16 protein-coding genes and 2 pseudogenes are annotated in these 20,716 nt (G+C 47.8%); 15 read left to right on the top strand and 3 right to left on the bottom strand.

The window, feature by feature from the left end; genetic code table 11:
• Window positions 1-11: 11 nt before the first annotated feature.
• The 10 genes from EIP93_RS14285 to vapC all read left to right on the top strand — a co-directional run bounded on the left by EIP93_RS14285 (window position 12) and on the right by vapC (window position 5,499).
• The gene (locus tag EIP93_RS14285; protein ID WP_125232879.1) at window positions 12-899 is read left to right on the top strand and encodes a GTPase family protein; all 888 of its coding nucleotides are present in this window, start codon (window positions 12-14) and stop codon (window positions 897-899) included.
• A 183-nt stretch (window positions 900-1,082) separates the two neighbouring features.
• Complete coding sequence (locus tag EIP93_RS22775; protein WP_161569105.1) at window positions 1,083-1,241, top strand: hypothetical protein; 159 nt, start codon at window positions 1,083-1,085, stop codon at window positions 1,239-1,241.
• A gap of 141 nt (window positions 1,242-1,382) precedes the next feature.
• Window positions 1,383-1,844, top strand: coding sequence for a hypothetical protein (locus EIP93_RS14275; RefSeq protein ID WP_125232878.1), 462 nt, complete (start codon window positions 1,383-1,385; stop codon window positions 1,842-1,844).
• Window positions 1,845-1,901: 57 nt separating this feature from the next.
• On the top strand, window positions 1,902-2,429 hold the full coding sequence (locus tag EIP93_RS14270) for a DUF4234 domain-containing protein (protein WP_102118412.1): 528 nt from the start codon (window positions 1,902-1,904) through the stop codon (window positions 2,427-2,429).
• A 152-nt stretch (window positions 2,430-2,581) separates the two neighbouring features.
• A complete protein-coding gene (gene radC, locus EIP93_RS14265; RefSeq protein ID WP_102118413.1) occupies window positions 2,582-3,055 on the top strand; it encodes a RadC family protein in 474 nt (157 codons plus the stop codon).
• A 39-nt stretch (window positions 3,056-3,094) separates the two neighbouring features.
• A complete protein-coding gene (locus EIP93_RS14260) occupies window positions 3,095-3,430 on the top strand; it encodes a type IV toxin-antitoxin system YeeU family antitoxin (protein WP_125232877.1) in 336 nt (111 codons plus the stop codon).
• Between the two features lie 68 nt (window positions 3,431-3,498).
• On the top strand, window positions 3,499-3,819 hold the full coding sequence (locus tag EIP93_RS14255; protein ID WP_125232876.1) for a TA system toxin CbtA family protein: 321 nt from the start codon (window positions 3,499-3,501) through the stop codon (window positions 3,817-3,819).
• A gap of 118 nt (window positions 3,820-3,937) precedes the next feature.
• Window positions 3,938-4,771 (top strand): DUF4942 domain-containing protein, encoded by an 834-nt coding sequence (locus EIP93_RS14250; protein ID WP_125232875.1) that lies wholly within the window; start codon window positions 3,938-3,940, stop codon window positions 4,769-4,771.
• A gap of 93 nt (window positions 4,772-4,864) precedes the next feature.
• Window positions 4,865-5,095 (top strand): type II toxin-antitoxin system VapB family antitoxin, encoded by a 231-nt coding sequence (gene vapB / locus EIP93_RS14245; protein ID WP_012765080.1) that lies wholly within the window; start codon window positions 4,865-4,867, stop codon window positions 5,093-5,095.
• A complete protein-coding gene (vapC, locus tag EIP93_RS14240; protein WP_103972302.1) occupies window positions 5,095-5,499 on the top strand; it encodes a type II toxin-antitoxin system tRNA(fMet)-specific endonuclease VapC in 405 nt (134 codons plus the stop codon). Before vapB ends, vapC begins: the two co-directional genes overlap by 1 nt.
• A 317-nt stretch (window positions 5,500-5,816) precedes the next feature.
• On the opposite strand, the pseudogene EIP93_RS14235 reads toward vapC, so the two are convergent.
• From EIP93_RS14235 to EIP93_RS14225, 3 genes and pseudogenes are all read right to left on the bottom strand, one after another.
• A pseudogene (locus tag EIP93_RS14235) lies at window positions 5,817-6,212 on the bottom strand (site-specific integrase); the annotation flags it as partial.
• Window positions 6,161-7,269 (bottom strand): IS3-like element ISEca11 family transposase gene (locus tag EIP93_RS14230; protein ID WP_103164902.1). Its coding sequence is split into 2 segments (ribosomal slippage): window positions 6,161-7,017 and window positions 7,017-7,269, totalling 1,110 coding nucleotides; the frame shifts between segments, so codons are not numbered across the junction. The gene EIP93_RS14230 and the pseudogene EIP93_RS14235, both read right to left, overlap by 52 nt.
• Window positions 7,270-7,347: 78 nt before the next feature.
• Window positions 7,348-7,554 (bottom strand): annotated as a pseudogene (locus EIP93_RS14225) (site-specific integrase); the annotation flags it as partial.
• Between the two features lie 918 nt (window positions 7,555-8,472).
• Between EIP93_RS14225 and EIP93_RS14220 the strand changes: the two are divergent.
• From EIP93_RS14220 to EIP93_RS14210, 5 genes are all read left to right on the top strand, one after another.
• Window positions 8,473-9,582: an ISAs1 family transposase gene (locus tag EIP93_RS14220; RefSeq protein WP_025919286.1), complete on the top strand. Its 1,110-nt coding sequence runs from the start codon at window positions 8,473-8,475 to the stop codon at window positions 9,580-9,582.
• A gap of 796 nt (window positions 9,583-10,378) precedes the next feature.
• A complete protein-coding gene (locus EIP93_RS22925; RefSeq protein ID WP_214609776.1) occupies window positions 10,379-10,540 on the top strand; it encodes a YnfU family zinc-binding protein in 162 nt (53 codons plus the stop codon).
• Window positions 10,507-10,770 carry a hypothetical protein gene (locus tag EIP93_RS22770; protein WP_127031529.1) on the top strand — a complete coding sequence of 88 codons (264 nt, stop codon included), beginning with the start codon at window positions 10,507-10,509 and terminating at the stop codon, window positions 10,768-10,770. Before EIP93_RS22925 ends, EIP93_RS22770 begins: the two co-directional genes overlap by 34 nt.
• 89 nt (window positions 10,771-10,859) lie before the next feature.
• A complete protein-coding gene (lpxL, locus tag EIP93_RS14215) occupies window positions 10,860-11,783 on the top strand; it encodes an LpxL/LpxP family Kdo(2)-lipid IV(A) lauroyl/palmitoleoyl acyltransferase (protein ID WP_125232874.1) in 924 nt (307 codons plus the stop codon).
• Between the two features lie 265 nt (window positions 11,784-12,048).
• On the top strand, window positions 12,049-20,682 hold the full coding sequence (locus tag EIP93_RS14210) for a glycoside hydrolase family 94 protein (RefSeq protein WP_125232873.1): 8,634 nt from the start codon (window positions 12,049-12,051) through the stop codon (window positions 20,680-20,682).
• The last annotated feature ends 34 nt before the right edge of the window (window positions 20,683-20,716 follow it).

Below are 20,716 nucleotides of genomic sequence, written 5' to 3'. Positions count from 1 at the left end.
CTGAGGCTGATATGAAAAAATCGTCAGGTTATTCCCTGATCCGCCGCCATCTGCGGCGTTATCCCCGTTCGTTACGTCATGCCCTTATGCAGGAGTTGACCCGGTTGGTCACCTATGAACCGGTGATTGGCATTATGGGCAAAACCGGCGTAGGAAAATCCAGCCTATGCAATGCGCTGTTTCGCAGCGAGGTCTGTGCGGTGAATGCTGTCGCAGCCTGTACCCGTGAACCACAGCGTATTCGTCTGCGTTTTGGGCGTCATTATCTCACGCTGGTTGATTTACCGGGCGTCGGTGAGAGCCAGCAGCGGGATGAGGAATATCGCGCACTGTATCAATCCCTGTTGCCGGAGCTGGATATGGTGCTGTGGGTATTGAAGGCTGATGACCGCGCCTATTCTGCCGAAGAGCAGTTTTACCGTGATGTGTTCGGTTCCGTGAATGGTGGGCATCCGCCGATACTCTGGCTGCTCAATCAGGTCGACAAAATTGAACCGAGCGAGGAATGGCGCTGGGCCTCTGCGCAGCCGTCATCTAGGCAATGGGAACATATAGCACAAAAGCAGGCGGCTATCGGACAACAACTCGGTATCGTGGCAGAGAACATTTTACCGCTTTCCGTTAAAGGCCATTATCAACTGGGAAAGATGGTGGAGGCTATGATAACCCTTCTCCCAAAGCAGGCTCGTAGTCCGGTCATTCCTCATTTACGTGCCGAGCACCAAACCGACAGCGCGATAGAGCAGGCCCAGGCTGGGTTTTCCGACACGGTAATCAGTGCGGTGGATTGGGTCATTGACCACGCGCCGTTGCCTCAGGTGGCAAAACAGGTGCTGCATGGCGTCACCCATTCAGTTGCCAGAGTGGCAAATGCCGTGTGGTCTTTCTTCTTCGACTAACGTTTTTGCTGCTTCCCATCAGGTTTCTTTATCGTCACCAATCGATTTTGTCGATCGAACCGATCGAATTGATTTGTTATACCGCTATTTCTCCCCGCTATAAAATCGACATTCTATTCTGAGATTTTTTTACTTTTACGAATCAATTACATGTTCATGTAGCGCGTATGCGTCTGGAGGGCAATGATGCCGTTGTTACTGCTTTGGGTTGGACTGGCAATCGTGTTGGGATGCGTGGCATCCAGTAACGGTCGCTCATTCTGGGGCTGGTTTATTCTCGGGCTGGTCATCGACCCACTACTGGCAGGATTGCTTTATTACCTGATTTGCAGGGAAAAATAATATGAAAACACTGTTAAAACTCTTCGGACGTTTTATGCGCTGGTATATCACGCTGGTGATTTTTATGGCTTGCCTGCTTTTCATCATCAACACGGTAGGCGGATGGGCCGGTTTCTGATTCAAATAAAAAGGATTGATAGAGTGAAAAATAAGTTACTGATTACTGTACTGCTGACGGCATCATTAATACCCAGTCTCGTTCAGGCCTTTGGTAACCAGAATGAATGGGTGAGCGGATGGGGGCAAGGTGTTTCCGAGTATAGCATTTTGGGTAAAGGAAAATCGCGGTTATACCTGGCTTGTGAAGATTCAGGTTATCGCCCAGAAGTGCTCATCTTTACGGATGTTAATGGTCACTCTGTTAGTACAGATACCAATGAAATCATAAAAGTAAAAATCGATGATGATGACGCATTCAGTGTAAGTGAAACATCGAGTCGAGTAGGCGCAAATAATTTTGCCTGGATGTGGGATAAATTCCGCACTGGAAAACGCGTTATTGTGTCTGGCAGTGGAGTGAAGCCCGCGGCTTTTACCTTAAATGGTGCTAAAAACGTCTTGCCAGAATATAGCAAGACAGGATGTACACCGAGCAATGACTAATTTTATTCTCTTCTCATGATTTTATTACCGAGTCTCCATTAATTATTAGGAATTAACATGTCTGATATTTCCGAACTTAAACAGCGTCTTGATACTAAAACGCTCAACTTTGTTTTATTGACCCTGGTTACGTGCGGTGTGTGGCCTATCGTGTGGCTTTTCAAAAAGCAAAACATAATTAGTGAGATAACCAAATATCCATTTTCCAATGAGCTATTTGTTATTTGGATTGCGATATGTTTCGGAATATCGCGTCAACTGGCGTCAATGGTGTCGACGGATATTTATGGATACGATCCAACCAGCGACACTTTGCTGGCACTGAGTGGGATACTCTCATTAGCTTGCGCAGTACTCTATGTTGTATGGGCTTTTAAGGCACGGACAGCGTTACGACATTATGCGTTGATGGAATTCAGATTTGATCTGAAAATGAATGTGTTTTATACCATTGTTTTTAACGTGTATTACATTACATACTGTATCAATGCTATGCCGGATGCATTGGCAAAACATAAAATCATTTATGGCTCTTCTTCATTATCGGAAGAACCATCAAAACAAACTCCACCAACGCAGCAATGACAGCCTGACTTTTTAGTGCTCGCTTATATAAGCGAGCATTTTCTTTTTTGATAGATAGAAATATGTCATCCCGCTTATGTTTGTGGGGGAATAAATCTGAGTCGGCTTTTCTCTCTTTTCTTCATATCAATCCTAACATTTAAGGAATTACCATGTCATGTAATTCATTGGCAGGCTGCGTTGCGTCCAAAGAACAGCGCATCATCCAGATGGCGCTGTGCCTGCTGGAAAAACGTGTGCGTAAAAATGCGCGACAGTTCAAAACCTCGGAGGACACCAAACGCTGGTTACTGCTGGAGCTCAGTAGCCTGGAGCGTGAAGTCTTTATGGTGCTGTATCTGGATAACCAGCATCGCCTAATAGAAAAGGAAATTATCGCTCTGGGCGGTATCAACAGCACCGAAGTGCATCCGCGTGAAATTCTTAAATCGGCACTGCGCCATAATGCCGCTGCCGTGATACTGGCACATAACCACCCATCCGGCTGGGCCGAGCCCAGCCAGGCTGACCGTCATATCACCGATAAGCTAAAGGATTCACTCTCACAGCTCGACGTCAAAGTACTCGATCATCTGGTCGTCGGCGGCGCTGAGGTAGTGTCATTCGCTGAACGCGGCTGGCTGTGATGACCGCATTTACTACAGCGCTTTTATAAGGAAACCATTATGCCATCATCGGATACCCCAGAATGGGGATTAAAATGTGCCGTCACGCCGCGATTCGGAGCCAGGCTGGTTCAGGAAGGTAACCGTCTGCACTATCTGGCAGACCGGGCCGGCTTTATCGGTACTTTTAGCCAGGCAGAAGCCCGTAGTCTGGAACACGTCTTCCCTGAGCTGATTAAGCAGTTGGAGCAGAAACTACGAACGGGAGAACTGAATCCCTGTCAGCAAGGCTGCATCGTACTGCATTGCAACGAATGGACCTGTGAAGCCGATACGCTAGGCAGTTTTGGCTACGTGTATATTGCTATTTATCCCTCTTCAGCGGCAACACAATAACCCGCAGCTTCTCTCCCATCCTGAGCATTTTCCTGATTTTATCGACTTAACCTGTAGAGAGTATTCCCATGCAAACAACACCTGCAATCCCGTCACGGGAGGATAACCCCTGTCCGTCACCTATAGCCGCCTGGCAGCAACTGCTGACCTACCTTATGGAAAAGCACTACGGCCTGACGCTGAACGACACACCGTTCTGTGAGGAAAACGTAATTCAGGAGCATATCGATGTTGGCATCACGTTGGTCAATGCCGTGAATTTTCTGGTGGAAAAATACGAACTGGTACGTATCGATCGCAACGGTTTTAACTGGCAGGAGCAATCGCTATTTCTCACTGCTGTTGATGTTCTCCGTGCCAGACGCGCTACCGGCTTGCTCAAAGCATAAAGACTGCGAGCCGCTTTCCAGTAATACCAGGCCAAATCTATTTATCCTCTTCCCCGATGCATAATGCGCCAGCCCTGACCGGCTGGCGCATTTGCTTTTTATGTATGGACCGCAAACTATGCAAATTGAACCCGAGGTTTTGACCGAACACACCGAGCTGATTTGCTCGACCAACATTGAACGCATCGTTACCGGACGTGATGCTGCTTTACAGCAGATAGAGCAACTCATCAAACAGTTACAGGCAATCTCAACATTAACTGTGTCTATAGGTGGCGGCACCGCTGAAGACTGGGCGTTAAAGCAAGGGCACCGCTACGATTGCTGGCTGACAGAAATGCCTGATAAATCGATACCTACCATCACCCGCACGCTGGATCGCAATATCTGGCGTGACCTGATGCTGAAATCCGGTATGTTATCGCTGATGGATGCTGAAGCCCGTAGCCAGTGGCACAAGAATCTGGATGAGGGCGAGCTACCTGCCATCAGCGAAGCCAATATCCTCAGCACGTTTGAGCAACTTCACCAGAGCAAGCAAGAGGTATTCGAGCGTGGGGTGCTCAACGTGTTTAAAGGGTTATCATGGGATTACAAAACCAATCACCCTTGTTATTTCGGTAAGAAAGTCATTATCAATAATTTGGTGACATATAACCGTTGGGGCTTTGGTCTGAATTGGGGCTGGCGAAGAGATCAACTGGCCGATCTGGAACGTATGCTGTATCTGCTGGATGGCAAACCGATCCCCGACAACCGAGGCGATGTCACCATCCGGCTGATGGACCATATTCGCGATAATCCCCATCAGCAGGAATACGAGGATGAGTTCTTTAGTGTGCGTTACTTTCAGAAAGGCACCGGGCATCTCACCTTTAAACGTTCTGACCTGATCGATCAGATGAACGACATTATTGCCAAACATTATCCGGGGATGTTGGCGGCGAGGTGATTAAACAATCATGCTACGCAGGTATATCCCATTGACATATCCCATCAATATTCTATGCTATCGATAGAACAAAATTTCTCCTAGGAGACTGCCATGGAAAAAACTACAGTATTTAAAAGCAATCGCAGTCAGGCGGTACGACTCCCTAAAGCCGTTGCACTGCCGGATGATGTTAAGCAGGTTGATATCGTCGCGATTGGTCGCACACGAATCATTACTCCGGCAGGCGAAAGCTGGGACAGTTGGTTCGAAGAGGATGGCGTTACGCCTGACTTTATGATCACCAGAGAGCAGCCCGATGATCAGATCAGGGAAGATTTCTGATGCTTAAATATCTGCTCGATACCAATATTTGTATTTACACCATCAAGAACAAACCGCAGGAAGTCAGGGACGCTTTTTACCGCCATTACGGGCAGTTTGCTATCAGTTCTATCACGCTGATGGAACTGATCTATGGTGCGGAGAAATCGGTAAATCCAGAAAAGAATCTTGCCGTGATTGAAGGGTTTTCTGCGCGTCTGGAAGTGCAAACTTATGGCTTTGACGCTGCCGTACATACGGGGCAAATTCGTGCGGAACTGGCAAGACAAGGAACCCCCATCGGCCCGTATGATGCCATGTTAGCGGGTCATGCGCGGTCCGCAGGTTTGATTCTGGTAACGAACAATGTGCGTGAGTTTGAGCGTGTGCCAGGATTGCGCGTAGAAAACTGGGTCGGTAGATAGGCTGACAATAGCCAGTCTTTGTAATATGCTGTTGCAGTTCAACAACTGGCGTCACTGCTAGGAATCGTAGTGAACGGCAGGGTAGGGAATGAAGCAATGTAGGTTGTGGGTACAAATGTGGGTACATGCTCGTTATGTTTAAAGGTAAAACCTTTAAATTCAATGCTTGTTTCATGTTTTTCAAGTCCCGCCCCGGCACCATTAATTTAACTTTAATAAAAACAATAAGTTATAAAATAAAATTCAACCACCGAAAGGTGGTTTTTTTGTGCCTGAAAGTCCATTTCATAATATCCTTTCATAATATTTTGCCTTCGCTATTGGCCCCCAACGACAGGAACGATTGCAATTTTCCGATCATACCGCGCTGTTTGTTCAACATTTTTGTGTCCTGATATGGCTTGCTTCTCGTAGAGATTCCCTTTCAGATCAGAAATTCCTTTTGCTTTTAGATCGTGAAACGTGAAATCAAAACTCAGTTCAGGAAATTGTTCTTTTGCCTCCAATTTGGCTTTACGCCAGCGGCTATTAAAGCCATCACGGGTATATTTACCCCCAGTTGGCTGGTGAATAATGTATAAGCTGCTCACCCCATCATTTAGAGGTAAAACTTTAGCGAGTTCTATCGCAGACTCTAGTCGTTGTGTAGTCCCTCCGGTTTTTAGTACCACCGCCAATGAGGATCTCCGGCCAGTTTTTGCCGCGCATAGATAACAGGTGGCATATCACCCAGTGAGCTATGCGGGCGTTCTTCGTTATATTCTGTGCGCCAGTCCTCTGTGAGTTCACGCACTTCAGACAAGGTTCTGAACAGATACATATCGAGTATTTCTGTTCGTAGCGTTTTGTTAAATCGCTCGATAAATCCGTTCTGCATCGGCTTTCCGGGCTGAATAAAATCGAGTTTCACACCGTGGCGTTCTGCCCATTCGGCTAAGACTGCGGCGGTGAGCTCTGGCCCATTATCACTTCGTATAAAAGCCGGGTAGCCTCGTTCTGCGCTTAATCGTTCCAGAATTCGCACAACACGATGAGCCGGTATATTCAAATCAACATCGATGGCCAGCGCTTCCCGATTAAAGTCATCAACGACGTTAAATAACCTGAATCGCCGCCCGTCGCTCAAGGCATCACTCATAAAATCAACTGACCAACAGTGGTTCATTTTATGCGGTATAACTAACGGCTGTGGATGCCTGTTAGGTAAACGTTTTTTCCCTTTGCGCCGAAAGTTGAGTTTCAACAATCGATAGATCCGGTAAACCCGCTTTGCATTCCACAGTAACCCTGCCTGTCGTAACTTATTGAACATAAGTCCAAAACCATAGGCCGGATACTGATGCGCCAGTTTTTGTAGCGCCTCGACTACAGGCAGATCCCGCGCCGTATTCGGGCAATAATGCAACAGACTTCGACTGATACCGATAATCCGGCACCCGCGTCGTTCGCTGGCCTGATGTTCCGTCATAACATAATGCACCAGTTCACGCTTCTCAGGCACCGTTAAAGTTTTTTTGAAACAACATCCTTAAGAATTTCATGATCTAAGCTCAGGGATGCGTACATTTGCTTTAACCGGCGATTTTCCTCTTCCAACTCTTTCATCCGTTTGATATCAGAGGACTCCATGCCGCCGTATTTAGATTTCCAGTTGTAATAGCTGGCTTCCGACACACCGTTTTCACGGCACACATCCTTCACATGCCGACCACCTTCAACTTCTTTCAAAACCCGCAGGATCTGAGTTTCAGTGAAACGCGCTTTCTTCATGATGAGCCTCCATTGGTTGTATTTTAACCAGAGAACTCCATTAAGCGGTAAGACTAAATTTAGGGGGGACTACAGTTGGCTCCATGCTTTAATCTGTGCCACAGCCGTTTTGCTCTGCTTAATCAAAATGCCATCACTCAATATTTGGCCTTTTTTCATTTCAAGAATGTCGTTCTGTCGCGCACAGCAGAGATAAGCCAACTCCATGGCAATTTTTACCACGTCCGGGGCTACAGAGTAGAGTGCTTGATACTCGTCATGCGTAATGTATCTATCTCGGCTCACTTTGTAGTGGTCAACTAAAACTGGCCACCGCTTTAGAGTTTTTCCAGTATCGGTTTTCCGATTCGTTTGGGGGTAACCCACCGTTATATTCATGCGGCCTTAGCGAGCTGTAATACCCGACGTTACAGGCACAGGGTGTGATAGCGAGGTGATGGATAGTAGTGCTAAGGTAGATTACTAGCTAGAACGACTCGTTGGTATGACTATGCGTACTTATTTCAGAAATTTCAAAAATGCTTTTTCTCGTCATCACAAGATGACATGCAAACAATTCGCCGGATTTTTTTTAATTAGTGTTTTTGCGTTTTTTATTTTGTTGGCTTTATTTTCAGGGATTCAGCATCTTCTCCTTATGACCCTGCTAATGGATTATGTAACAGTCGCACATGTTGAGTGTTCTAATTATTTTATATTGTTATTATCATTTTTAATTTCATTTCTACCTGTGATGCGTCATGCCATAAAAATTATAAAACGGTGATATCTAAATGAGCATTCATTGAGTGCCTGTGATAATGCTTTATTGAGAAAATCCGCAGGTATATTACGTTTTTCCATTAATGCGAGAGGAATCATTATACAAGATTGGTTTGTAGCATTTGAGCTTGAGAAAAACGTTTCAAGAACAAGTGGTTGGGGGTTTTTTCTACATCAAGTGACAAACCTGCGAAGCAAGTTGCTCAGGAGTATGTCGTAGATGTAGCTAAAAATTTAGGTGTGTCAAAAGAAAACATAATGCTAACTGCATTTAATCGTGTTTAAGAAATAATTAGCTTAAACTTAATGAAGCCACTGTATACGCTGGTGGATTTTTATTGCCGTCACCATGGGGACAGGGCCGGATCACACTTTGTTAAAAAATTGAACTATTCTCTAATAGACTGATCTCAAAGTAGAATAACTTTTTGAGGTCTTGATATGACACTTTTTGACCACCTCTCTCTGGTAGAGGAAACTCGTTCTCCTATTAATCAACAACATCATCTTGTTGATGTCCTATTTCTTGTTCTCGCTGCGGTCGCCAGTGGACAAAATGGGTGGGCTGAAATTCAACAGTTTGGTGAACTACGCCTCGACTGGTTAAGAAAATTTCGATTATTTTCCAATGGCATACCACGGCGTCATACTATTGCCAGAATAATGAAAGCCGTCGATCCCGACAGCTTTCAGTTCTGTATTTTTAGCTGGATTAATGACATTCGCGCCAAATCAAGCAAGCCACTCATTGCGATTGATGGAAAGACGCTGAAAAGTGCCTCTCTGTGGAGTCGTAACGATTTTCACTCTGTTAATGCTTATGACCTGAATAATGGCATTGCGCTTTATCAGGATATGGCCGAGGGAAAAGGAAAAGAAATCAAAACAGTACAGAATCTTGTTTGCATGCTTAACATCAAGGATGCACTGATAACGCTTGATGCGTTACATGCACAAAAAGAAACGCTTGAAAGCATTGTGGCGAGAAAAGGTCATTACCTTGTACAAGTCAAAGGAAATCAGCCGACATTGTTTAATGCAGTGAAAGCGCAATTCCATGAGGCGTTTAACGATAATACCGCGTTAGCACAATATGAAATGCAGGATAAAGGGCATGGCCGAATGGAGCGCCGTATTACTTTTCAAATACCGGCAGAGTTGAGCCCGGAGTTACAGGAGAAATGGCCTTCAATAAAAACACTGGTCGCGGTTGAAAGACACCGTAAAGACAAAAAATCGAATACGCTGGATACGGCATTTTATCTGTCATCTTACGATATTGATGCAGAGTTTATGGCGACATCGGTCCGTCATCACTGGGGCATAGAGAACAGTCTGCACTGGGTATTAGATGTTGTTTATAAAGAAGATGCTTGCCGTATTCACGATGAGAATGGTACAAAAGTCTTGTCATTAGTCAGAAAGATGGCGCTCAATCTGGCAAAGATGGAGAGCACACAAAACCGGAGTATGAAAAGCAAAGTGCAACGTGCACTATTGGATGATGACTATCGGGAGTTAATGATTTTTGCGAATGTTAAATGTCATTAACAAAGTATGCTCCGGCCCTGACCATGGGGAGACCCATCGTAATGGCAGGGAAATATTTCTGCACTTAACGATGCCTGGTTATAAAATCCGCGCTTTCGATGCAGCCCTAACTAACTCGTCCATAACACTGTAGGTGGTAGTCATACCCTGATAAGTTGTCTGCGCCCCTGTATTGATATTGTATTCTCTGGCTTGCAGCAAAGAATTTTTCGAGTAGGTGGCATGAGGTTTCTCGTCCATGTAACTGCATGAAAATAAAGTGAGTGATAGTCTGCACAGTATTGAAGCGCCCCTGAGTGTGTAACGGTTATTCAAGTCAGTTATTTGGGAGGCTGAACTTTGCCAACGCACAAGCAGCTTGAAGTATAAGGGATATAACGTTTTTTATTTGAGATATTGACATGTCTATATTAATTTTTGATAAATTAGTTACATGAAAGTAATTATTTTTAGCCCTCTTTTTGTCGTTTTAATCATCAGATTAATGCTGGTGTTTTTTTTATTTTATAGCCAAAATTAATGTTAATTTTTTTTTTTTTTGAATCGGTGAGGTGTTTCTATCTAATTCTGAGTTGTTTTTTAATCTGGTCTATAAGGAGAGGTTGAGCGGTTGCGTTCACGATAGTGCTTGTTTTTTAAATCTCCTAATTTAGTTAATTCATTTTTTGGTGTTTGTTGTTAAATAACAGGGTGTTGAGGTTTAATATTGGATATTTTAGGCTAATAACGATGATATCGTGCTATTTATGATTTTAGGGCGTACACTGCATATTCATACACCTATTTGGTACAATGTATGGCTACCTTTGATTTTCTCCAGATGTTTAATCGCACAACGGTGAAAGTGAGTTGTCCCGTATGCAAGCATATCACTGAGCAGAAAAGAAATAGATTTCGTGAAAATGTTACGGTCATGTGTCCTAAGTGTGGATTGTATTTTTTGCCGAGGGGAGAGTAGAGGATGTTATTTATCTTCCGTTTTCAAAAAATTATCGAGTAGGCTTAATTGCCTCTAATGGAGGAACATTCCAATTGACTGAAGAAGAGCTTAAAGTGTTTTTATTTACACAGACTTGTGTGATTCTATCTGGCGTACTTGCTGCAAGAGAAGGTCAACCACTTATTATTCAACAACGTTTTAGTAAGATTTATGAAATATTGTCTGTTGAGTATGAGAAATTACAATAATTAAATGGATTTTTTTCGCTATGTTCATCTCTGAATGGTAGTAACTTAAGCTGAATGCTAACCACGCACAAGTGAGTAGAGATCAAGGTATGTTTAATCGTTGTCGGTCTTTTTTAAGCTATGCGCATCCTAGATACTGGTTATTATGGTTTGGTCTAGGAGTACTCTTTCTACTGGTTCAACTGCCTTATCCTGCATTGGTGGTATTTGGAGGATGGTTAGGGCGTCAATCAATGCATTTTTTAAAAAGACGAGTAGCGATTGCCAGGCGTAATTTGATGCTCTGTTTCCCTGACATATCATCTCAGCAGCTTGAGAATAAGCTAATTGATAATTTCTCCTCGCTCGGCATCGCACTGCTGGAGACTGGGATGGCATGGTTTTGGCCCGATTGGCGAATAAAAAAATGGATTGATATTGTTGGTATTACACATTTGCAAGAGGCTGAAAGTAAGCAACGCGGTGTTATTGTGGTTGGCGTACATTTTATGACGCTGGAGTTGCACTTTCGTATTTTAGGCCATTGTAAACCGATGACTGTGATGTATCGTCCTCATAACAATAACGTGTTAGAACTGGTGCAAAAATGGGGGCGCTCGAGATCGGGAAATGTATTGGTTGACCGGAAAAAACTCATTTCCATGGTGCATACTTTGAAGCAAGGCGGCAGTGTTTGGTTTGCACCCGATCAGGATTATGGCGTAAAAGGCAGTGTATTTGTGCCTTTTCTGGGTGTAGAACGTGCAGCTACCAGCAATGGGACGTTTATTATTGCCAAACTGACCCGTTCTGAATTGGTGACGGCTGTCGTGATTCGTAAGGATGATAGGAAAGGGTATCAACTTATTATTTCTCCGATCTTAGAAGAATATCCTTATGAGGACAGTCTGTTAGCTGCTCATTATCTGAATAAAATGATAGAACATGAAATCATGAGGGCCCCTGAGCAGTATCTCTGGTTGCATCGACGTTTTAAAACTCGGCCCCAGGGTGAACCCTCTTTGTATATTTAATTTATTATCTTTGAATTATTTCGTTGTACGTTTTTTTTTGTTTTTTGACCGCGCCTAATGGATTGGCGTTTATCGACTATACTTACTTCCTTGCCTCTCTTTTCTTGACTCCACTTTCTCTCACCGTTTGGGTAATTGACCCGTATTTTTTATTCAGTTCCTGTATCAAGTGTCGGTAATCCTGATCAATAAGGTTTGCCTGGCTTTCTGAACGTTACCTTTAAGGTGGTCAGTGCGTATTTTGCATCTAGACCAAAAGGCGATTATGAAAATATTTTCCCGCCACTTTTCCTTCCCCCGCCAAGATGTTGCGTCGCCCTGGAATGATACTCTTCCCGTCAGAGGGGATCTATTCGGCATGGATCGCTTAGAGCAACATGGCCGCACGTTAGCCAGCGCGCAGCCTGTGACCTTATCGCCACCTGATGTGATCTCGTTACACCAGCGTTTGAATGATAATGCGAAAGTATTACTGGCCTCTTACCGAGCCAGTGCCCAAGAGCTGGATAAAGGGGGCAGTGTCGTACCTGCGGCTGAATGGTTGCTAGATAACTACCATCTGGTCGCCGCGCAAATTCGTGAAATTCGTGAAGATTTGCCGCCTCGTTACTATCGCCAACTACCCAAACTGTCACAAGGCCCCTTTGCCGGTTATCCACGAGTATTTGGGCTGGTGTGGGCCTTTATTGCCCATACTGACAGCCATGTTGACCCCATCGCTTTACGTCGTTTCATTATGGCCTATCAGGATGTTCAGCCTTTGACGATCGGTGAGCTATGGGCTGTGGCTATCACCTTGCGCATTGTGTTGATAGAAAATCTGCGGCGTCTGGCTGACCAGATGACTGTCGGGCGCAAGGCCCGCGCAGATGCTGAGCGGGTTGCCAATGACCTTTTGCAATCCGGTGAGGCTGGTGCCGTTCGAGGCGATGAAATAACAAATAGCTATCTCTCCGCTTATATTCTTTCTTCTGATAACGATGCCCCCCTGTCGGAGACGTTTGCGGCACAGTTGGTCAAGCGACTACGCGATCAGGATCCAAAGACAACGCCTGCATTAGGGTGGCTTGAACAACGGCTAAAACAGCAGGGAAGTTCAACAGAAGAAGTCGTGCAACACGCTCAGCAGCGTCTGGGCATTTCTAATGTCACTGTGCGCAATGTCATTACCAGTATGCGATTAATTTCGGATATCGATTGGGCTGAGTTTTTCGAAAGCGTGAGTCTTGTTGATGCACGTCTGCGGTCGAACAGTGACTTTGCGACCATGGATTTCCCTACTCGAAATTTATACCGCAGCGCGATTGAACAACTCGCGCGTCAGGCACCCAGCTCTGAACTGGATATTACAGAACAAGCGCTTTTACTGGCACAACAGGTGCCCGCTTCTTCACATTCTGACGAGCTTACCGAACGTAAGCGTGAACCGGGTTACTATCTGATTGCGGAGGGAAGGCCACAGCTTGAAGAGGCGATTGGTTTTCAGCCCACGTCTCTACTGCGATTCAATCGCTTTACCCTGAGTGGTGGCATGCGCGGTTATGTTGGTGCTATCGCGTTTTTTACTGTGCTTTTACTGGCGGGTATCGGCATGGTGTTGTCTTCTCCTGCGGTGTCGAATGTCTGGCTCGTGGTGATGGGACTGATCTGTATCATTCCCTGCACTGACGTCGCGACCTCCTGGGTTAATCGCCTGGTCACCTGGCTATTTGGCGCAGCACCGTTGGCTGGGCTGGAGTTGTTGCAAGGTGTGCCCAGCCATTGCCGGACATTAGTCGTGGTGCCAACGCTGTTGTCCAGCGTACAAGATCTACTACAGCAGGTAGAACAGCTTGAGGTTCACTACTTATCCGGTGGGCAGGGTGATATCACCTTTGCATTGTTGACGGATGGTGTAGACGCTGAAACGGAACACCTTGCGGGCGATCAACCCATGTTGACGCAGGCATTACTCGCCATACAACAGCTCAATGTGCGTTATGGGAAAGGACCTGCGGGCGATCGATTTTTATTATTGCATCGTCGCCGGGTCTTTAATCCCTCGGAAAATGTGTGGATGGGTTGGGAGCGTAAACGGGGCAAATTGCATGAGCTTAACCGGTTATTACGCGGCGCGACGGATACCCACTTTATTTCGGTAGACGGTCATCACATTCATGTTCCTGCTGATGTTCGCTATGTGATCACGTTGGATGCGGATACGCGTTTGCCGCGGGATACGGCCTTAAAACTGATTGGTAAAATGGCTCATCCTCTCAACCAACCGCGCTGGGATCGCCACGGGGAACATATTGTGGCGGGATATGCCATCTTACAACCTCGCATTACGCCATCTCTGCCTGCTGGGCATGAAACTTCCTTATATCAGCGGATTTTCTCGGCACCGGGGGGAATTAACCCTTATGAAGCGGCGATCTCTGATGTGTATCAGGATTTGTTTGGCGAAGGGTCCTATACCGGTAAAGGTATCTATGATGTTGATGCGTTTGAACGCGCGCTCAAAGACCGTATTCCTGAAAACAGCCTACTCAGCCACGATCTCTTTGAGGGTATTTATGCCCGTGCGGGGCTGGCTTCTGATGTTGAATTAATCGAAACCTTTCCCTCACGTTATGATGTTATCGTCAAACGACAACATCGCTGGACGCGCGGTGACTGGCAGTTGCTGCCATGGATTCTGGGGCGGATACCGTCGGCGTCAGGTACGACGGTGCATTTACCCGCGGTGGGGCGCTGGAAAATGATTGATAACTTGCGCCGATCGTTGCTCGCTCCAAGCCTTCTATTGATGCTGATTGGATGTGCGGCGCTACCGCCTGATATGGCATGGAAGGGCATCGCTATCGTCCTGCTGGTCTTGGCGTTTCCCTCCTGCCTGCCCGCGTTGTGGGATGTTATCGCACGCGGTTTGCGTGGCATAACCCGACAACAGTCGCTGAGTCAAAGCCAGCCTATCCGGCATTTATTGCGCGATCTTAAGCTAGCTTTCATGCAGGTCGTGCTCTCTTTTGTCTTTCTTGCCGATCATAGCTGGCAGGCGCTTGATGCACTCATTCGCACGTTGATACGGTTAACGATTACCCGCCAGCATTTACTTGAATGGACGACGGCAGCGCAGTCGGGTCGCCGTCCCCGCCTGACGCTGGGGGGCTTTTATCGTCAAATGCTGGGCGGGGTGTTACTCGGTGTGGCGGTGGTGGGAGGCGGGTGGTTAATGAGTCCGCAGAATTGGCCACTTTGGCTATCGCTTGGCATCGTGTGGCTGGTGGCGCCAGTTCTTGCACTGCAAGTAAGTCGGGAGCGCTCAATATCGCGTCAGGAAAACATTAGTGAGGCAGATAAACAGGCGCTGCGATTGACCGCTCGACGTACCTGGCGCTTTTTTGAAACCTTTGTTACTGAAGGTGAAAACAATTTGCCGCCGGATAATTTCCAGGAGCAACCGAAACCGGTTGTGGCTCACCGGACTTCCCCAACCAATATCGGTCTGTATTTACTGTCTACCGTAGCCGCGCGCGATTTTGGTTGGATTGGCCTGACTGAGGTGGTTGAACGGCTCAATGCGACACTGAGCACCATGGATCGATTATCACGTTTTCGCGGTCATTTTTTTAACTGGTATGACACGCGGGATCTACAAACGCTGCAACCGGCTTATGTGTCCTCGGTGGATAGTGGCAATTTGGCAGGGAATTTGATTGTTCTGGCAAATGCCTGTGAACTCTGGCGGGAAGAAAATGTGTTGTCGGATTATCGGGAATCCTTGGCTGACCACCTGCAACTGATCCGTACATCACTGCTGGTTAATCAAGCAACGAAGAATGAATCCGTCCTGCTCCGGTCGTTAGATAAAATCGACAGTTTGCGAAATAGCCATTTGCCATCGGATCGCCTGTTACCGGAAATGATAGTGCAGTTGGAGCAACTACTACAGCGGACGCAAACGCGGTTAACGCCGGCCAATGAAGATGAGGTAGCGGAGTCCATCTTCTGGATTAGTGCAACGACATCGATGTTGACCGCCCATGAGCGTGAGCTGCACGGTTCTACGACAGCATCCGAATCTCTGATGGAAAGCCTGCGTGTAGTGGCCGAACGCGCCCGTAAGATGGCGATAGAGATGGATTTTGCCTTCCTTGTCGATCCCGAACGCAAATTGCTATCAATTGGCTATTTGATGTCTGAAAACCAACTGGATGTGAGCTGTTACGACTTGTTGGCTTCAGAGGCCAGATTAGCCAGTCTGTTTGCCATTGCCAAAGGGGATGTTAGTACGCGTCACTGGTTCCGTCTGGGGCGTTCGGCTGTGCGCACTGCTCACGGGTCGGCACTGATGTCATGGTCGGGATCGATGTTTGAATATTTAATGCCATCGCTGGTCATGCGTGCTCCTGTGGGGAGTTTATTAGAACAAACCACACGGTCGGTTGTGGCACAACAGCAGGTTTATGGTAGAGCGTTATCCGTGCCATGGGGGATTTCCGAATCGGCCTATAATGCACGAGATATAGATTTTACCTATCAGTATTCAAATTTTGGCGTGCCTGGCTTAGGTTTAAAGCGTGGGCTGGCAGACAATCTGGTTGTCGCGCCTTATGCGACTGGCTTGGCAACCATGGTGGACCCGCTTGCTGCCTGCCGAAACTATGCGCGTTTGGCTGATATGGGGGCATCGGGCCGCTATGGTTTCTATGAGGCGCTTGATTTCACGCCGTCTCGTCTGCCGGATAACAAAAAAGTGGCTATCGTTTATAGCTTTATGTCGCACCATCAGGGGATGACGCTGATCGCGATCGCCAATACCCTGCATGACGGGAGTATGCGCAGCCGTTTCCATCGCGAACCAATGATTCAATCCTGTGAGTTACTGTTACAGGAAAGTTTGCCGACGCAGGTGGCACTCGCCGAGCCTCAGGTTGAAGAGGTGAAGGCCAGTGGAAGCGAAAGCCGCAATGAGGCTGCCATGTTGCGGCGATTCTCCGCATCGCCGACGGGGGCACCGATGACTCATCTGCTCTCTAATGGTCGCTATGCGGTGATGCTGACTACGACGGGCTCCGGCTATAGCCACTGGCGTGAATTAGCGATTACCCGCTGGCGTGAAGACACGACTCAGGATAACTGGGGAAGTTTTGTGTTGTTACGTGATATGCGCAGCAACAGAATCTGGTCCGCCGGCGAACAACGTCAGCTAAGTGAGTCAGTGGGCCATGTCCCTGTTTCTCCCGGTATGATCGGTAATGCGCTGAGTGAACCAAGGCATCGTTATGAGGTGATTTTTGGTGAAGATCACGCGTCGTTTATCCGTCATGAACGTTCTCTGACCACTACGCTTGATGTGTTGGTATCGGGGGAGAGCGATGGGGAAGTACGCCGTGTCACATTGACAAACAGTGGACGCCGGCAGCGCGATATCGAACTGACATCCTACGCGGAAATGGTGTTGGCTCCGCCCAGTGCTGATACTGCACATACTGCATTTTCCCGCATGTTCGTACAAACAGACTATCTGGACGCCTTCTCTGCTCTGATTGCGACCCGACGCCCACGGACGCCGGATGAACCCCCCGTCTGGGCCGCGCATTTTGTCGTGCTGGAAGGGGCTATCGGCAGCAAGATGCAGTATGAATCAGACCGGGCGCGTTTTATTGGCAAAGGTAAGTCAGTGATGACAGCCGATGCCATTCTGGGTCATCAGGTCTTGTCAAATACCACCGGTACGGTACTGGATCCTATTTTCTCACTCCGTCAACAGGTAAAAATTCCTGCTGGTAAAACGGTGAGAGTGGCATTTTGGACCGTGGTGGCGGCTTCACGCGAAGCGTTAATCGATGTTATTGATAAGCACCACGATCGCAGCGCCTATGAGCGGGATAAAACGTTTGCCTGGACGCAGGCTCAGGTGCAGTTGCGCCATCTCGGCGTGAAATCTGAGGAAGCGGCAGATTTTCAGCGTCTGGCTGCGCCAATTATTTATGCCGATCCCCGTTTTCGTGCGCCGTCTGAATCGATTGTGAAGGGCGCAGGTAAACAATCCGATCTGTGGCCACTGTCTATTTCTGGTGACCTGCCGATTGTGTTGTTGCGTATTGATGACATTGACGATATAGCGCAGGTACATCAGCTATTAAGGGCCCATGAATACTGGCGAATGAAGTTACTGAATGTCGATCTGGTGATCGTTAACGAACGTTCCTCATCCTATATCCAGGATTTGCAGATAGCGATTGAAACGGCCATTCGTAGCAGTCAGTCAAGAGCCCGCCTTGGCGGTGAATCAACACGAGGAGAGGTCTTTGCGCTACGTGCTGATTTAATGTCAGTAGAAGCAAGAGCGCTATTGCTATCAATCGCCCGTGTCTCGCTGGTTGCGCGTCGTGGGCCGATTTCCCATCAGTTGGCACTCATTCCGCATCCTGATAAAGGCATCAGATCGGTAAGTCTCATCCCACCAAAATCCCAGCCTGATAACACTTCCCGTCCTGAAGGGTTGGCATTCTTTAATGGAATTGGCGGTTTTGATCGGCAAGGCAGGGAATATGTCACGGTGCTGGATGCTGAACACACTACGCCCGCGCCGTGGATTAATGTGATTGCCAATCCAACGTTTGGTTTTCAGGTTTCGGCGCAGGGAAGTGGCTACAGTTGGGCAGAAAATAGCCGTGAAAATCAATTAACGCCCTGGGGCAATGATGCGGTGATTGATCCCGGCGGCGAGGCGCTTTACCTCCGCGATGAGACGAGTGGTGTGCTGTGGACCCCTACGGCATGGCCGATTAATGACGGCGGATGCTATGTTGCCCGTCACGGTTTTGGCTATAGCCGTTTTACCCATGCCGCCAATGATATCGAGTCGATGTTGTTGCAGTATGTCCCTTTGAACGATGCGATAAAGATCTCGCGTTTGCGATTGCGTAATACTTCTATGTATACGCGGCAACTGACGATTACTGCTTATGCAGAATGGGTGCTGGGTACATCACGTAGCGCCAGCGCGCCTTACTTGTTAAGCCATGTGGATTCACAAACGGGCGCGGTGTTGGTACGGAATCCGTGGTCTGGTAGTTTTCCCGGACGGTTTGGCTTTTCCGATCTGGCGGGTAGCCAGCAGTCGCTGACGGCAGACAGAACGGAGTTTCTCGGGCGTAACGGGCATATGCGCGCGCCTTTAGCGTTGGTAAACCAGAGCCCATTGTCGGGGAATACTGCTGCGGGGTTTGACCCATGTTGTTCGTTGCAGACGGCGGTGACGATTGCGCCCGGCGAGGAGGTTGAGGTTGTCTGGTTTATCGGGCAAGCGGCGTCTGTTGAGCTAGTCAGAAAGCTGGTGGAGAAATACCGGCAGATCGATCTGGATGCGGTTTTACATGACGTAGAAGCGCATTGGGAATCGGTAACTGGGGCGATCCGCGTGAAAACACCCGATAGCGCCATGGATATCATGCTTAACGGATGGCTGCTTTATCAAACTCTGTCTTCTCGTATTCAGGCGCGTTGTGGTTTTTATCAGGCTAGCGGCGCATATGGTTTCCGTGATCAGTTACAGGATGGCATGGCCTTAACCTTTTCTCGTCCGGAGGAAACGCGTCAGCATCTATTACGTGCCGCGGGGCGGCAATTTGCTGAGGGTGATGTACAGCACTGGTGGCTACCGCATTCGGGAGCTGGGGTGAGAACACGAATTTCTGACGATCGTGTTTGGCTGGCGTTTGCCACGGCGAACTATATTCAGGTTAGTCAGGATTATGATGTGCTGACTGAACAAATTGGTTTTCTGGAGGGGCCACCTGTCGCTGAAGGGGAGCATGACGCATTTTTCCAGCCAATGCCTTCGGCTGACACGGCGACGCTATTTGAACACTGCGCGCGCGGTCTGGATCAATGTTTACAGTTGACCGGACAAAACGGCTTGCCCCTTATCGGCGGCGGTGACTGGAACGATGGTATGAACCGCGTTGGTGAGAAGGGTAAAGGTGAGAGCGTGTGGCTTGGATGGCTGTTGATTTATACCATCGCACGCTTCGCACCGTTGGCTGAACGATATGATGCCACTCGTGCGGCCCGCTGGCGCGATCATGCCGAATCTGTCAGGGAAGCTATTGAGCGTTCGGCCTGGGATGGTGCCTGGTATCGTCGGGCAACATTTGATGACGGGACATGGCTGGGCAGTCACAGCAATGATGAATGTGCCATTGATTCTATTGCCCAATCATGGGCAGTGCTTTCTGGCGCTGCTGATGCAGAAAGAGCGGCGACGGCCATGGCCTCGCTGGAACAGCATCTGATTCGGCAGGACGAGGGGCTAGCGCTGCTATTTACGCCGCCGTTTGATCGTGCTGAGCACGACCCGGGTTATATCAAAGGTTATCCACCGGGGTTACGTGAAAATGGCGGTCAATACACGCATGCTGCGATGTGGTCGGTATTAGCGTTTGCCAAATTGGGACAGGGGAATAAGGCAAGGGATCTGTTTACTTTACTTAATCCGATTAATCATGGCTCGACACCGCAACAAATCGCCCGCTACCGTGTTGAGCCTTATGTTATCGCCGCAGACGTTTATTCGGTGGCGCCGCATTCGGGACGGGGAGGCTGGACGTGGTATACCGGCTCGGCAGGGTGGATGTATCGAGCGGGTATTGAAGGGATATTAGGGATCCGTCGTGAAGGAAGCGAGTTGATACTGTCACCTTGTATTCCCGATGATTGGCCAGGCTTTGAGGCTCAGGTGGCCGTGGGTGAGAGCCGCTATTGTATCCAGGTCGTGAACGATCGCCATCAGTGCCAGGGGATATCAAAGGTAATACTGGATGGCAGGGATATGCCATTCAATGCAGAGAAGAAACAGGTCGGAATTGTGCTAGAGAAAGGGGAACACCACCTGCAAGTGTTCTTGTAGTATAAGGAACGATGCGCGTGATTAACCGACATCG

This window comes from Pectobacterium versatile (genome assembly GCF_003932035.1).
Taxonomy (GTDB): domain Bacteria; phylum Pseudomonadota; class Gammaproteobacteria; order Enterobacterales; family Enterobacteriaceae; genus Pectobacterium; species Pectobacterium versatile.
This window is presented reverse-complemented; position numbering and strand designations above follow the sequence as displayed.